Annotated in this window: 12 protein-coding genes and 1 tRNA gene; 9 read left to right on the top strand and 4 right to left on the bottom strand. The window is 63.5% G+C overall.

Annotated elements, in window-relative coordinates; translation table 11 throughout:
* Positions 1-170 precede the first annotated feature (170 nt).
* The 4 genes from secA (at position 171) to EOC93_RS12035 (ending at position 7,107) form a co-directional block, all read left to right on the top strand.
* Entirely contained in the window at positions 171-2,903 is a 2,733-nt protein-coding gene (secA, locus tag EOC93_RS12050) for a preprotein translocase subunit SecA (RefSeq protein WP_127204714.1), read from the top strand.
* 361 nt (positions 2,904-3,264) lie between these two features.
* A complete protein-coding gene (locus tag EOC93_RS12045) occupies positions 3,265-4,665 on the top strand; it encodes a lipopolysaccharide biosynthesis protein (protein WP_127204713.1) in 1,401 nt (466 codons plus the stop codon).
* A complete protein-coding gene (locus tag EOC93_RS12040) occupies positions 4,665-5,945 on the top strand; it encodes a GNAT family N-acetyltransferase (protein WP_127204712.1) in 1,281 nt (426 codons plus the stop codon). Before EOC93_RS12045 ends, EOC93_RS12040 begins: the two co-directional genes overlap by 1 nt.
* A 553-nt stretch (positions 5,946-6,498) precedes the next feature.
* Positions 6,499-7,107 carry a hypothetical protein gene (locus EOC93_RS12035; RefSeq protein ID WP_127204711.1) on the top strand — a complete coding sequence of 203 codons (609 nt, stop codon included), beginning with the start codon at positions 6,499-6,501 and terminating at the stop codon, positions 7,105-7,107.
* A gap of 105 nt (positions 7,108-7,212) precedes the next feature.
* Here the strand turns inward: EOC93_RS12035 and EOC93_RS12030 are convergent.
* Positions 7,213-7,297 (bottom strand) — tRNA-Leu (locus EOC93_RS12030).
* 176 nt (positions 7,298-7,473) lie between these two features.
* Here EOC93_RS12030 and EOC93_RS12025 point away from each other — a divergent pair.
* Both EOC93_RS12025 and EOC93_RS12020 read left to right on the top strand, forming a co-directional pair.
* On the top strand, positions 7,474-8,061 hold the full coding sequence (locus tag EOC93_RS12025) for a YqaA family protein (RefSeq protein WP_095485998.1): 588 nt from the start codon (positions 7,474-7,476) through the stop codon (positions 8,059-8,061).
* 50 nt (positions 8,062-8,111) lie between these two features.
* Positions 8,112-8,630 carry a disulfide bond formation protein B gene (locus EOC93_RS12020; RefSeq protein ID WP_127204710.1) on the top strand — a complete coding sequence of 173 codons (519 nt, stop codon included), beginning with the start codon at positions 8,112-8,114 and terminating at the stop codon, positions 8,628-8,630.
* Positions 8,631-8,782: 152 nt separating this feature from the next.
* On the opposite strand, the gene EOC93_RS12015 is transcribed toward EOC93_RS12020, so the two are convergent.
* Together EOC93_RS12015 and EOC93_RS12010 are read right to left on the bottom strand one after the other, a co-directional pair.
* Positions 8,783-9,340 carry an HNH endonuclease gene (locus EOC93_RS12015; protein WP_095485996.1) on the bottom strand — a complete coding sequence of 186 codons (558 nt, stop codon included), beginning with the start codon at positions 9,338-9,340 and terminating at the stop codon, positions 8,783-8,785.
* Between the two features lie 129 nt (positions 9,341-9,469).
* Positions 9,470-10,111: a DNA-3-methyladenine glycosylase gene (locus tag EOC93_RS12010; RefSeq protein WP_127204709.1), complete on the bottom strand. Its 642-nt coding sequence runs from the start codon at positions 10,109-10,111 to the stop codon at positions 9,470-9,472.
* A gap of 92 nt (positions 10,112-10,203) precedes the next feature.
* On the opposite strand from EOC93_RS12010, the gene gluQRS reads away from it, so the two are divergent.
* Positions 10,204-11,079, top strand: coding sequence for a tRNA glutamyl-Q(34) synthetase GluQRS (gene gluQRS, locus EOC93_RS12005; protein ID WP_127204708.1), 876 nt, complete (start codon positions 10,204-10,206; stop codon positions 11,077-11,079).
* Between the two features lie 145 nt (positions 11,080-11,224).
* Positions 11,225-12,127, top strand: coding sequence for an EamA family transporter (locus EOC93_RS12000; protein WP_127204707.1), 903 nt, complete (start codon positions 11,225-11,227; stop codon positions 12,125-12,127).
* On the opposite strand, the gene EOC93_RS11995 is transcribed toward EOC93_RS12000, so the two are convergent.
* Positions 12,097-12,948: a YihY/virulence factor BrkB family protein gene (locus EOC93_RS11995; protein WP_095485993.1), complete on the bottom strand. Its 852-nt coding sequence runs from the start codon at positions 12,946-12,948 to the stop codon at positions 12,097-12,099. The genes EOC93_RS12000 and EOC93_RS11995 overlap by 31 nt on opposite strands.
* A 57-nt stretch (positions 12,949-13,005) precedes the next feature.
* Between EOC93_RS11995 and EOC93_RS11990 the strand changes: the two genes are divergently transcribed.
* Positions 13,006-13,872 carry an SDR family oxidoreductase gene (locus tag EOC93_RS11990; RefSeq protein WP_127204706.1) on the top strand — a complete coding sequence of 289 codons (867 nt, stop codon included), beginning with the start codon at positions 13,006-13,008 and terminating at the stop codon, positions 13,870-13,872.
* The last annotated feature ends 5 nt before the right edge of the window (positions 13,873-13,877 follow it).

Raw genomic sequence — 13,877 nt, 5'->3', positions numbered from 1 at the left:
GGGCGAGCGCGGCGTTGACATCGATTGAGCCCCCTCTTATCTGTCCAACGACTTTGCGTCCAGAACCGTTTTCCGGGCGCTACTTGCGTTTGTCCGCGTTTCACGTGGATTTGATGGGGCCGGCCGGCACCCGTCGCAACGACTTGGAATGCTATCGAAAGGGCCATTGAATGGTCAGTTTTGGCGGTCTCGCCCGTAAGGTTTTCGGCTCCTCCAACGATCGTCGGGTCAAATCGACCCGGCCGCGCGTCGAGGCGATCAACGCCATGGAAAACGAGATGCGGGCGCTCTCCGACGCCGAGCTGACGGCCCGCACGGAAAAATTCCGCCAGGACGTCGCCAACGGCGCCTCCCTCGATGATCTGCTGGTGCCGGCCTTCGCCACCGTGCGCGAGGCAGCGCGCCGCGTGCTCGGCATGCGCCCGTTCGACGTGCAGCTGATCGGCGGCATGGTGCTGCACAATGGCGGCATCGCCGAGATGCGCACCGGCGAGGGCAAGACGCTGGTCGCCACGCTGCCCGTCTATCTCAACGCGCTCGCCGGCAAAGGCGTCCATGTCGTCACCGTCAACGACTATCTTGCCACGCGCGACTCCGAATGGATGGGCCGTGTCTACAAATTCCTCGGCCTTACCGTCGGCGTCATCGTCCATGGCTTGTCCGACGAGGAACGCAGCGCCGCCTACGCCGCCGACGTCACCTACGCCACCAACAACGAGCTCGGCTTCGACTATCTGCGCGACAACATGAAATTCGAGCGCGCCCAGATGGTGCAGCGTGGCCACAGCTACGCGATCGTCGACGAGGTCGATTCGATCCTGGTCGACGAGGCGCGCACGCCGCTGATCATTTCCGGTCCGCTCGAGGACCGCTCGGAAATGTACAACACCATCGATGCCTTCATGCTGAAGCTCGAGCCGGCCGACTATGAGATCGACGAAAAGCAGAAGACCTCGATCTTCACCGAGGAAGGCACCGAGAAGCTCGAAAACCTTTTGCGCGACGCCGGCCTGCTCAAGGGCGAGTCGCTCTACGACGTCGAGAACGTCGCCATCGTCCACCACGTCAACAATGCGCTGAAGGCGCACCAGCTGTTCCAGAAGGACAAGGACTACATCGTCCGCAACGGCGAGATCGTCATCATCGACGAGTTTACCGGCCGCATGATGCCGGGCCGCCGCTATTCGGAAGGCCTGCACCAGGCGCTCGAAGCCAAGGAGCACGTGGCGATCCAGCCGGAGAACCAGACGCTCGCCTCCGTCACCTTCCAGAACTATTTCCGCCTCTACAAGAAGCTCGCCGGCATGACCGGGACGGCGCTGACCGAGGCCGAGGAATTCGGCAACATCTACGGCCTCGAAGTCACCGAGATCCCGACCAACCTACCGGTGGTCCGCATTGACGAGGACGACGAGGTCTACCGGACCGTCGAGGAGAAGTACAAGGCGATCGTCAAGGAGATCAGGGAGGCGAGCGCCAAGGGCCAGCCGACACTGGTCGGCACGACCTCCATCGAAAAATCCGAGCAGCTGGCCGAGCGCCTGCGCAAGGAAGGCTTCAAAGATTTCGAGGTGCTGAACGCCCGCCACCACGAGCGTGAGGCGGCGATCGTCGCCCAGGCGGGCAAACCCGGCGTCATCACCATTGCCACCAACATGGCCGGCCGCGGCACCGACATCCAGCTCGGCGGCAATGCCGACATGCGCATCGCCGAGGAGCTTGGCGACATGCCTGAAGGTCCCGAGCGCGAAGCCAAGGAAAAGGAAATCCGCGAGGACGTGCAGCGGCTGAAGGAAAAGGCGCTGGCCGCCGGCGGCCTCTACGTGCTCGCCACCGAACGCCATGAATCGCGCCGCATCGACAACCAGTTGCGCGGCCGCTCCGGCCGCCAGGGCGATCCCGGCCGGTCGAAGTTCTTCCTGTCGCTGCAGGACGATCTGATGCGCATCTTCGGCTCCGAGCGCATGGACGGCATGCTGCAGAAGCTCGGCCTCAAGGAAGACGAGGCGATCATCCACCCCTGGATCAACAAGGCGCTGGAAAAGGCGCAGAAGAAGGTCGAGGCGCGCAACTTCGACATCCGCAAGAACCTGCTGAAGTACGATGACGTCTCCAACGACCAGCGCAAGGTGGTGTTCGAGCAGCGCCTCGAGCTGATGGACGGTGAAGGCCTGTCCGAGACCATCGCCGAGATGCGCGAGGGCGTCATCGACGAGATCGTCGCCAAGGCTATTCCCGAAAACGCCTATGCCGAGCAGTGGAACGTCGCTGGCCTCAAGGCCGAGGTCGCCGAATTCCTCAATCTCGACCTGCCGATCGAGGACTGGGTCAAGGAAGAGGGCATTGCCGAGGACGACATCCGCGAACGCATCGCCCAGGCCGCCGAGAATGCCGCCAAGGAGCGCGCCGAGCGCTTCGGCCCCGATGTGATGACCTATGTCGAGCGCTCCGTCGTGCTGCAGACGCTCGATCATCTGTGGCGCGAGCACATCGTCAACCTCGACCATCTGCGCTCGGTCGTCGGCTTCCGCGGCTATGCCCAGCGCGACCCGCTGCAGGAATACAAGGGCGAGGCGTTCGAGCTGTTCCAGGCGATGCTGGGCAATCTGCGCCAGGCCGTCACTGCACAGCTGATGCGCGTCGAGCTGGTCCGCCAGGCCGCCGAAGCGCCACCGCCCGAGGCGCCCGACATGTTCGGCAGCCATATCGACGGCACCACCGGCGAGGACGATTTTAACGGCGGCGAGACCGGGCTTCTGGTTCGCCAGGAGACCCACGCCATCGTCGCCCCCGAAAACCGCGACCCGAACAACCCCGCCACCTGGGGCAAGGTCGGCCGCAACGAGGCCTGCCCGTGTGGGTCGGGGAAGAAGTACAAGCATTGCCACGGGGCGTTTGCGTAAGCCGCAGCTTTCCTTCTCCCCGTTCACGGGGAGAAGGTGCCCGAAGGGCGGATGAGGGGCGGCGCGGACGCCCGCGCTTAGCCAATCTCCCCAGCTGAGGGGGCGCTGTCTCGCCGGCACCGGAAGTACCTATTACGAATTTGTCGACCGTCAGATTCCATCAGCTGGCCTGTCGTTTCGTCGCGCTCTGCCGCGAACGGCGAATATGAAGCAGCGCTCTGGCGCCGCCCCTCATCCGCCTGCCGGCACCTTCTCCCCGTGAACGGGGAGAAGGAGCGCCCCGCCTCCTCACCCAACCGTTTCTTAATGTGTTTTCGTTAGACGCATACGCAGAAAAGAGGCGGAAAACGGAGAGTAGTGGGTGCGCTTTTCGGCGGCGACGACAGCCGGGCGGTTCCTGCCGCAGCGCCTTGCGCTGCGCGTAAAGCCGCTGCTTGGCCGCATCGACGCCGTGCTGTTCACCGCCGACGAGCGCGGCGAAGCCGGCCGCATGTCGCTCATCGCCTTTTCCATCCGCATCGTCAGCGCCGTCATCGCCTTCGTCAGCCAGGTGCTGATGGCGCGCTGGATGGGCTCGTTCGAATACGGCATCTTCGTCCTCGTCTGGGTAACGATGGTCATCCTCGGCAATGTCGCCTGCCTCGGTTTCCATACCTCGGTCATCCGCTTCATTCCCGAATATCGCGAGCGCAACATGCTGGCCGAACTGCGCGGCATCGTGCTGACCAGCCGACTGTTCGTGCTGGTTGCCTCGACGGCGATCGCCGGCCTTGGCGCGCTCGGCGTCTGGCTGCTCTCGCCCTTCATCGAGAACTACTATGTCGTGCCGTTCATTCTCGGCCTCATCTGCATGCCGATGATCGCCATGTCCGATCTGTTGCAGGGGCTGGCGCGGGCCAACTCATGGGCGCTTTTTGCGCTGGCGCCGACCTATCTGGTGCGGCCGGTGCTGATCCTGGCGCTCATGGCGCTGATGCTTCTGGTGGGCTTTGCGCCCGACGCCAGGACCGCGATCTTCGCCTCGATAGCCGCCGCCTATGCCACCACAATCGGTCAGCTCATCGGCGTCACGGCGCGGATGGACAGGAATATCCCGGCCGGGCCGAGGAAGGTGCATTTCGCGCAGTGGTTCCTCGTGTCGCTGCCGATCTTCCTGGTTGAAGGCTTCTTCTTCCTGCTCACCAATGCCGACGTGCTGATGGTCGGCGCCTATATGAGCCCCAACGACGTCGCCGTCTATTTCGCCACGGTCAAGACGCTGGCGCTGGTGCATTTCGTCTACTTCGCGGTCAAGGCAGGCGTCGCCCAGCGCTATGCGCAATTCACCCATGGCGAGCCCGAAAAGCTCGCCGCCTTCGCCCGCGAAACGGTGTCTTGGACCTTCTGGCCGTCGCTGTTCATGGCGCTGATGGTGCTGGTGCTTGGCGAGCCTATGCTGAGCTTGTTCGGGCCTGAATTCAGCGCCGGCTATCCGCTGTTGTTCCTGCTGGTGTTCGGCGTCGTCGCCCGCGCCGCCGTCGGCCCCTGCGAAAGCCTGCTCACCATGAGCGGCAACCAGAACATATGCGCCGCCGTCTACGCCATGACGCTGGCCTTCAACATCGGCCTCAATTTGCTGCTGATCCCGCTTTTCGGCTTGTGGGGCGCGGCGATGGCCACCGCCTTCGCCATGATCTTCGAAGCCGGCGCGCTGTCTTTCACGGTCTGGCGCAAGCTCGGCATCGTCATGGCCATTTTCGTAGCCGCCGAAGGAGCCGCGTGATGGCCGCTGTCCCGTTGCTCGAAGAAACCAGCGGTGGCCCGGCCGGCGCCATGGTGATCGGCCTCGCAGGGCTCGCCCGCGAAGCCGATCCCGCCCATATCGAACTCCTGGCCAACGATCGGCCCGAGCGCAAACTGGCCATTTACCCGGCCTCCGCCGGCTTCGATCTGGTCGAGGAGCTCGACTATCTCTGCACCCGCACGATCGAGCCCAACGTCTTCTTCAACCCGCGCTTCCTGGCGCCCGCCATGCCGAGGCTGGAAGACCGCGAGGTGCGGCTGGCGGTCATCCGCGACGGCGACGAATACCGCAACCGGCTGCGCTTGCTGGTGCCGTTCTCGGTGGAGCGGCCGGCGGTGCCGCTCGGCGTGCGGGTCATGCGCACATGGTCGAGCCCGTTCGGCCCGATCGGCACGCCGCTGGTCGACCGTGACGATCCCGTCGGCGTCGTCGAGGATTTCTTCTCGATGCTGTCGCGGCCGCACCTCAAGCTGCCGAAAGTCTTTGTCCTGCCCGACATCCGGCTCGACGGCCCGGTGGCCAGCCTGCTGGCCACGGTCGCCGAGACGCGTGGCCTTACGCTGGTCACCACCGGCAAGGCCGAACGCCCGATGCTCGAAAGCGAGCTCGACGGCGATGAGTATCTGAAGGCCTCGCTGCGCTCGCACCACTATCGCGAGTTCCGCCGCCTGAAGCGCCGCCTTGCCGATCTGGGCCAGCTGGAGCATCTCGTGGCGCGCGGACCCGACGAGATCCGCCATGCCATCGAGCGCTTCCTGACGCTCGAGGCTGCCGGCTGGAAGGGCCGCGAGCGCACCGCCATGGCCATCGACCGCTACCGTGCCGCCTTTGCCCGCGAAGCCGTGCACCGGCTGGCTGAACAGGATCTGTGCCGCATCCATTCGCTGACGCTCGATGGCCGCACCATCGCTTGCCTGGTCGTCTTCGTCGAGGCCGGCGTCGCCTACACCTGGAAGACGGCCTATGACGAGACGCTCGCCGCCTATTCGCCGGGCACGCTCCTGATGATCGAGGTGACCAGGCAGCATCTCGACGATCCCAACATCATGATGAGCGATTCCTGCGCGGTGCCCGACCATCCGGTGATGAGCCGGCTATGGATGGAGCGCCGGCCGATCGGCACGCTGGTCATCGGCCTGACGCCGGACGCCGACCGCCTCGCCCGCCAGGCGGCGTCGCAGCTTCACCTCTACCGCGAAACCCGCAACATGGCGCGCCTCTTGCGCAACCGGATGAAGGGCCTGTTGGGACGGCGGTAGGCTTGCAGCCGCCAATCTCCAGGCTTGCGATTAGCTATGAGCCACCATGCCTTCGTCATCCCAGGGCGGAGCAGGAGCGAAGCGACGTCGCGCAGACCCTAGGATCCATGCCGTTTCCTCAGCCGAAGAATGCAGCGGCTCGGGACGGCGCTTGTATCCGCAACGTGCGAGCTACCCTTCCAACACCACCGGAACGGGGTGGAGGAGCGTTCGGTTCTGGTCCGCAGGAGCACTACCGCTAGGTCGCGGCATGGATCCCAGGGTCCGCGCCGCGTCGCTTCGCTCCTTGCTCCGCCCTGGGATGACGAAGGTGTGGGGGATTACGGCTAATCGCCAACGTTGGCGATCGGCGGCTGTAGGCCGGCCGCCAACGACCCGTCCGCAGTCCCTTTGAGGCTCCGCCAAAGAGCCAAATCCCTGTGCAGACGACCTAGCTCATGTGGGTTAATTCTCCCAACCAGCGGAAAGGATTAGCATCGGCGACAATCTGGGCCGCGCAACCAGCATCATTGCCGCCTCGGTCTGCCGGCCAACAAAAAACTGGGAGGAATGCATGACGAAAACAACTCACTTCAGGCGTCGCAGTGTTCTGGCTTTGATCGGCCTTGTTGGCGGCTGTCTGACCGCGGCCGCAGCTCAGGCCGCCGAGCCTGACAAGGCCGAGATCGATGCCCTGAAAGAATCGCTAACCAAGTACGAAGACTACAAGGCCGCCATCCGCGACCTCTATCTGTCGACGGTCGGATGCGTTTATTACAGCGGCGAAAAAGTGGCTGGGGCTATGGATTACCCGAAGGGCGCGATGGGCATTCATTTCGTCAACGTCGCGAGCGTCAGCCCGACACCAGATCCGACGCGCCCCAATGTCCTTATCTATGAGCCGGTCGACGGCGGCTTGCGCCTGGTGGCCGTGGAATGGCTTGTACCGTTGACGCCTGACACCAAGGAGCCGCCGAAACTCTTTGGACAGACGTTCCAGGGGCCGATGGAAGGGCACTATCCGCTCATTCCGGCGGAGTTCCATCATTACGATCTTCACGCCTGGCTGTTCAAGGACAACCCGCTCGGAATGTTCAGTCCGACGAATCCCGACGTGAAATGCGAAAATTACGCGTTTCCGATGCCGGAGCAGCCGACCAAGATGGTGCCGGGTCCGATGTGATGGCCACCTGAGCTACGCGGTCCGATGGTGTCGGGAAGGCCCGCGCCTCGATGGTGGTTATCCCAGCAGCGCCGAACCGGGCTTTCAAGGTGCTCGGATGGCAAATGGTGCCCCTAGCCGGGATCGAACCAGCACTCCTTGCGGAACTCGATTTTGAGTCGAGCGCGTCTACCAATTCCGCCATAGGGGCTCAGGCCGGGCGGCCTGGATGGGCGCGGACTATACGGTTGGAGGCCTGTTCGTCAACTGGCCAATTCCCGGCATCCCGGCCTTCGCTCAACCCCAGCCTTCGATTTCGTGAAGCTGCGGCCATTGTGCGGCGCGAAAAATCTTTCTAGACAGGCAGCGCACGTCATAGGGGTACCAATGCTTCGCGGACTTTACGACTGGACCTTGTCGCTGGCGGCAAAGAAATCCGCCGAATGGTGGCTGGCCTTCATCGCTTTCGTCGAAAGCTCGGTGTTCCTGGTGCCGGCCGACGTGCTGTACCTGCCGATGGCGCTGTCGCGGCCGGATCGCGCCTATCGCTACGCGCTGATCGCCACCCTGGCATCCGTCCTGGGCGGCATCGCCGGCTGGTACATCGGCCACTATGCCTACGACACGGTGGCGCGGCCGATCCTCGAATTCTACGGCAAGTATGACGACTTCGAGGCGCTGCGCGTCTCGTCGGGCATCGGCTTCATCATCCTGATGCTGATCACCTCCGGCCTCGCCCATCTGCCGCCGATCAAGGTGGTGACGATCCTGTCCGGCGTGATCGGCGTCAATCTCCTGCTGTTCATCGTGCTGGCGATCGTGGCGCGCGGCGCCCGCTTCCTTTTTCTCGCCTGGCTGCTGCGCCGCTATGGCGAACCGATCCGCGAGTTCATCGAAAAGCGCCTTGGCCTGATCGCTGGCGCCGCTGCCGCCGCCCTGATTTCGCTCTATATCGTCGTCAAATACGCTTTCTAGAGCAGGGATGTTCAAATCCTTTCTTCTGAGCGAGAACGGACGATAGATCGATGACAGCGACCGTGAATGCCGACATTGGACGCCAGCGCATGCGGACGGCGTTGTTCCTCGCCGTCGCCATGGCCGCCACCGTCGGCTCGGCGCTGGCCTTCCAGTATCTGGGTGGCTACATCCCGTGCAAGCTCTGCCTGGAGCAACGCACCCCCTACTACATCGGCGTGCCGCTGATGCTGTTTGCGGCGCTAGCGTCGACACTCCACGCCCCCGCATGGGTTACCCGTAGCCTGCTGGCCGTCGGCGGCCTGCTGATGGTCTACGGCGTCTATCTCGGCGTCTATCACTCCGGCGTCGAATGGGCGTGGTGGGCTGGTCCGACCGATTGTGCGGCAGCTGCCGGACCGGTGGACACCGGCGGCAAGGGCGTGCTCGACGCGCTCGACAAATTCGTGCCCCCCTCCTGCGACAAGGCAGCCCTGCGCATTCTCGGCCTGTCGCTCGCCGGCTGGAACGCCATCGCCAGCCTTGTCCTGGCGGTCATCGCCTTCCGCGGCGCCTTTGCCCGCGACTGAGCTGCCGCAACGCAGAGTTCGCGCAAAAATTCGTCAGGCCGGAACGCATGACGTGGATTTCGAGAACCGGAGCGGAGCGTACTTAAGTACGTGAGCACCGGAAGCGCAGAAAGCCGCGTCAGGCGGCCGGCATGGCGGATTTGTGCCGAACTCTACGGTTCCAGTTCGACATCCCAGTAGAGATAATCCATCCAGCTTTCATGCAAATGGTTGGGCGGGAACAGGCGGCCATTGTTGTGCAGATCATGCACCGTCGGCTGAAAGGGCTTCTGCAGCGGCCACATCTTGGCGTGCGCCGGCATCATGCCGCCCTTCCTCAGATTGCAGGGCGAGCAGGCGGCGACGACATTTTCCCACGTCGTCGCGCCGCCGCGATGGCGGGGGATGACATGGTCGAAGGTCAGATCCTCCGGCGTGCCGCAATACTGGCACTGGAAACGGTCGCGCAGGAAGACATTGAAGCGGGTGAAGGCCGGATGCCGCGATGGCTTCACATAGGCCTTCAGGCTGACGACACTCGGCAGCTTCATCGAGAAGGTCGGCGACGACACGGCGTGCTCGTATTCGGCGACGATATTCACCCGCTCGAGGAACACCGCCTTGATGGCATCCTGCCACGACCAGAGCGACAGGGGGTAATAGCTGAGCGGACGGTAATCCGCGTTCAGCACCAGCGCTGGAAGCCCATCCGGAGACACGGCAACCGTCACGTCATTGACCTCCTTGGCTCTACAACCGGTCGGCGCGGATACTGTAAGCCCGACATGACAGGGATGTGAAGCGGCTTGTCGATCAAACGAAGTGCCAAAACTGGATGATTTTCATGCTTTTTTGCGGATTTAGGCAGGGGGTGCAGCGTCCCTGCCCTTCAATTCGCGATAATAGGCCCAAAAAAGCCGCGATGCGACACCTCGCCACGGGCTCCATGATTCGGCGAGCTGGATCAGTGTTTTCTCGGGCGGACGCGGCTCGATGCCGAGCGCGTGACCGACCGCGCTCTGCAAGGCAACGTCGCGTGCCGGGAAGACATCGGGGTGGCCGGCGGCGAACAAAAGATAGACTTCCGCCGTCCACGGGCCGATGCCCGACACTTTGGTCATGGCTGTGATCGCCTCCGCGGCATCGAGCAAGCAGAGATGATCGAGGTCGAGGCCATCGACCACCGCCTGGGCCACGGCGATCAGGCCGCGCTGCTTTGGCCGCGACAGTCCGGCCTCGCGAAAAATGGCTTCGTCCGCCGCAAGGATCGCTTGTGGCGTCAGCGGATCGACGAGTTTTGTCAGCCGCCCGAAGATGGCGTCGGCGCTGGCACGGGAAACCTGCTGCGAGACGATGATCGAGGCAAGGCTTCTGAACCCCGGCTCGGAGAGCCGAAGCGGCACCTCGCCGGCCATGCCGCGCACCTTTGTGAGGCGCGGGTCGAGCAGGCAAAGCGCGTCAAGCCCTTGTGAGATGTCGTCGAGCGTGGCGATGCGTTGCATGCTTGCTTGTTCCCAGCGCAAAATGGCAATTCGTAATCAGGCTCAAAGTAGCAACTGGCGAAAGCGCCGCACAACCCGATTGCCGCCCAAGGATGACACTCCTGACATTCCGCTTCGCGCCGAGCCCGAATGGCGAACTGCATCTCGGCCATGCCTACTCGGCGCTGCTCAATCAGAAATTGGCGAGGGCAACGGGCGGACGCCTGTTGCTGCGCATCGAGGACATCGACACGACGCGCTGCACGCCGGAATTCGAGGCCGGCATTTTTCGCGATCTGAAATGGCTCGGGCTTGGCTGGGAAGAACCGGTGCGCCGTCAGTCCGAGCATTTCGCGGACTATCAGGCGGTGCTCGACCGGCTGATTCGCGAAGAGCTCGTCTACCCCGCCTTCATGAGCCGTGGTGATATCAGAGCCTTCATTGCCGACAGCGAAAAGCGTGGTCGCGACTGGCCGCGGGACCCGGACGGCGTGCCGCTCTATCCCGCCATCGACAAGGCATTGCCGACCAGGGAACGCAAGCGACGGATCGCCGAGAATGCGCCTTTCGCCTGGCGGCTGGACGTTGGCGCTGCGATGGCGCGCGTTGGCACGGATCTGTCATGGCTGGAATTTTCGGATGAGAGGCTTTCCGCAACACGCGCGGTAGACGCCCGGCCGCAGGACTGGGGCGACGTGATCGTGGCGCGCCGTGAAATCCCGACAAGCTATCATCTCGCCGTCGTCGTCGACGACGCGCTGCAAGGCATCAGCCATGTGGTGCGCGGGCAAGACCTCTATTTCGCCACCGGCGTGCAGCGCCTGCTCCAGGAGGTTCTCGGCCTGCCGCAACCAAGCTACTTCCACCATCGCCTCGTCCTCGGCCCGGACGGACGAAAGCTGTCGAAGAGTTTTGCGGATACCGGCCTTGCCGCCTTGCGCGAGGCCGGCACATCTCCGGCCGATGTCAGGCGGCTGATTGGGATGTAGATCAGCGCACACGCTCACAAATACGAGCGCCTCTTCAATTCGAATGAGCCTATGGATCAACCGTTTGGTTTTGCTTGCCAGGTTGAACCACTTTACAGCAATCGCACACTCAACCCCTCACCGACCACACGGCAGCCTTCCGAAAATGCACAGCATCAAGCGGTTCATCCCCGCCTCTTTCGTCGTCCTCTGGGCGACCGGCTTCATCGGTGCGCGATACGCCATGCCATGGGCGGAACCCTTCACCTTCCTCGCCGCGCGCTTCGTGCTGGCGGCGATCCTGCTGGCCGTTCTGATGGTCGTGCTCGGATCGAAGAGAGCCACCCGCGCCGAGGCGCTGCACGCCACGGGCGCGGGCATCCTGATGCATGGCGTCTACCTCGGCGGGGTCTTCTGGGCCATCCACAGGGGCATGCCGGCCGGGCTTTCGGCCCTGATCGTCGGGCTGCAGCCGCTGATCACGGCGGTACTCGCCGGCAGATTCCTCGGCGAAGCCATCCTGCCGCGCCATTGGGCCGGTCTCGGCATCGGCCTGGTCGGTGTGGTCATCGTGCTCTGGCCGAAGCTCGGCGCACTCGGCGGTGGCGTGACGGCCGAGACGCTGGCCGCCTCGCTTGTCTCGGTGCTTGGCATGAGCGCCGGCACGATCTGGCAGAAGCGCTTCGCCTCCGGCGGCGATCTCGTGGCGGCCACCAAATGGCAATATGTCGGCGGTGCATCGGTCATGGCCTTGGCTTCGCTCGCCTTCGAGACACGCACCGTCGTCATCAATGGCGAGCTGATCTTTGCCATGGCATGGCTGGTGCTGGTTCTGTCGATCGGTGCCATCTTCCTCTTGATGGTGATGATCCGCGACGGCGAGATGTCGAAAGTCGCTTCGCTGTTCTATCTGGTCCCGGCCGTCACCGCGGTCATCGCCTGGATATTGTTCGACGAGCAGTTGAGCCTGGTTCAGATCGTCGGCATGGCGATCGCGACGCTCGGCGTCGGGCTGGCAACCGCTCAGCCAACTAAGAATCAGCCAACGCGGGCGCGTGCCTCCAGATAGCGGCTGATCGCGGCATTGAGCTCACCGCCGAGGATGAAGATCGCCGAGACGATGTAGAGGAAGACGACCGCGATCATGATCGAGGCAAGGCCGGCATAGGTCGTCACATAGGACGAGAAACGGTCGAGATAGGCGGCGAAGATGGTCGACCCGATGAGCCAGGCAATCAGCGTGAAGATGATGCCCGGTATGATCGAGACGAAGCGGCGCTTGCCCGCAGGCAGCCAGTAATGCACCGCGAACAGCCCACCGACGATGACGACGGAGGCGATGATGTAACGCCACAGCGTGATCGTGCCCATATAGGGTTTTATCCATTCGAAATTGGTCTCGGCCAGCCGCGCCAGCAAGGGCGCGAAAACCACGAGCACGCTGATCACCAGAAAACCCGCCGTGGCGATCAGCACGAAGACGATGCTCTGCACCCGGCGATAGATGATGCCGCGCGTTTCGGAGACGCGGTAGGCGCGGTTGAGCGAGGTGCGCAGCGCCTCGATGCCGTTCGAGGCGAAGAAGGCGGCGAGCAGCACGCCATAGGTCAACAGGTCGGTGCGCCGCACGGTCAGCACATTGAGCACTTCGCGCGCGATCGGCTTGGCGATCTGCTCGGGCCAGGTGTCGAAAACGAGATGCACGGCCGTGTCGGCAAAAGCCTGTGCGCCGAAAAAGCTGGCCAGCGTCGTGGCAAAAATCAGAAAAGGGAAAAGCGCCATCAGCGCCGTGATCGCCAGATGACTGGCCATCGCCCAGCCATCGTCCGCGTTGAAATGGCCGAGCGCATCATAAAGCACGCGTTTGAGGGCTACGATCTTCCGCAACAAGAACCGCGTTCCCTTCGATTGTCTCGACGCCGCGAATATGGGAAGGGATTGCGGCAAATGGCAAGGCTAGGTCAACCCACACTTCCTCCTGGAGAAGCGTTGCGCACCATCATCGTCACCGGTGCTTCTTCCGGGATAGGCGCCTATTGTGCCCGGGCGCTGAAGGCGGAAGGCTGGCGGGTCTTCGCGACGGCGCGCCAGCCCGCGGATATCGCTGCCCTCGAAGCCGATGGCATCGAGGCCTTCTATCTGGACTATCGCGAACCTGTATCGATCGAGACGCTGGTGGCGTCGGTGCTGGAGCGGACGGAGGGACGGCTCGATGCCCTGTTCAACAACGGCGCCTACGCACAGCCCGGCGCCGTCGAGGACCTGCCGGTCGCAGCACTCAGGGAGCAATTCGAGGCGAATGTCTTCGGCTGGCATGACCTCACCCGTCGTGTCGTGCCGGTGATGCGCCGCCAGGGACATGGCCGTCTCGTCCATTGCTCCTCGATCCTCGGCCTGGCGCCGCTGCGCTTTCGCGGCGCCTATTCGGCATCCAAGCACGCGATCGAAGGGCTGATGCTGTGCATGCGTCAGGAACTCCAGGGCAGCGGCATCCATGTCTCGCTGATCGAGCCGGGGCCGGTGACATCGAAGATCGCCAGTAACGGGCTTGTGTGGTTTCTCAGGAATATCGACCATGAGAATTCCGTCCACCGCCTCGCCTACGAGGCGCAGTTGCAACGGCTGCGGGCCGGCGGCAGCACATCGCGGCTGAAGCCCGGGCCGGAGGTGGTTCATGCGGCCTTGCGCCATGCGCTTCTGTCGCGGCGCCCGCGACCGCATTATGTGGTAACGGTGCCGGCCAGGATCGGCGTGATCCTCAAACGCATTTTGCCGGCAGCGATGCTCTACCGCCTGCTTGCCAAACGCGCCTGAACGCA

Origin of the sequence: Mesorhizobium sp. M6A.T.Ce.TU.002.03.1.1 (assembly GCF_003997275.1) — a bacterium.
Taxonomy (GTDB): Bacteria; Pseudomonadota; Alphaproteobacteria; order Rhizobiales; family Rhizobiaceae; genus Mesorhizobium; species Mesorhizobium mediterraneum.
The sequence above is the reverse complement of the archived record's forward strand: the minus strand, read 5'-3'. Positions and strand labels throughout refer to the sequence as shown.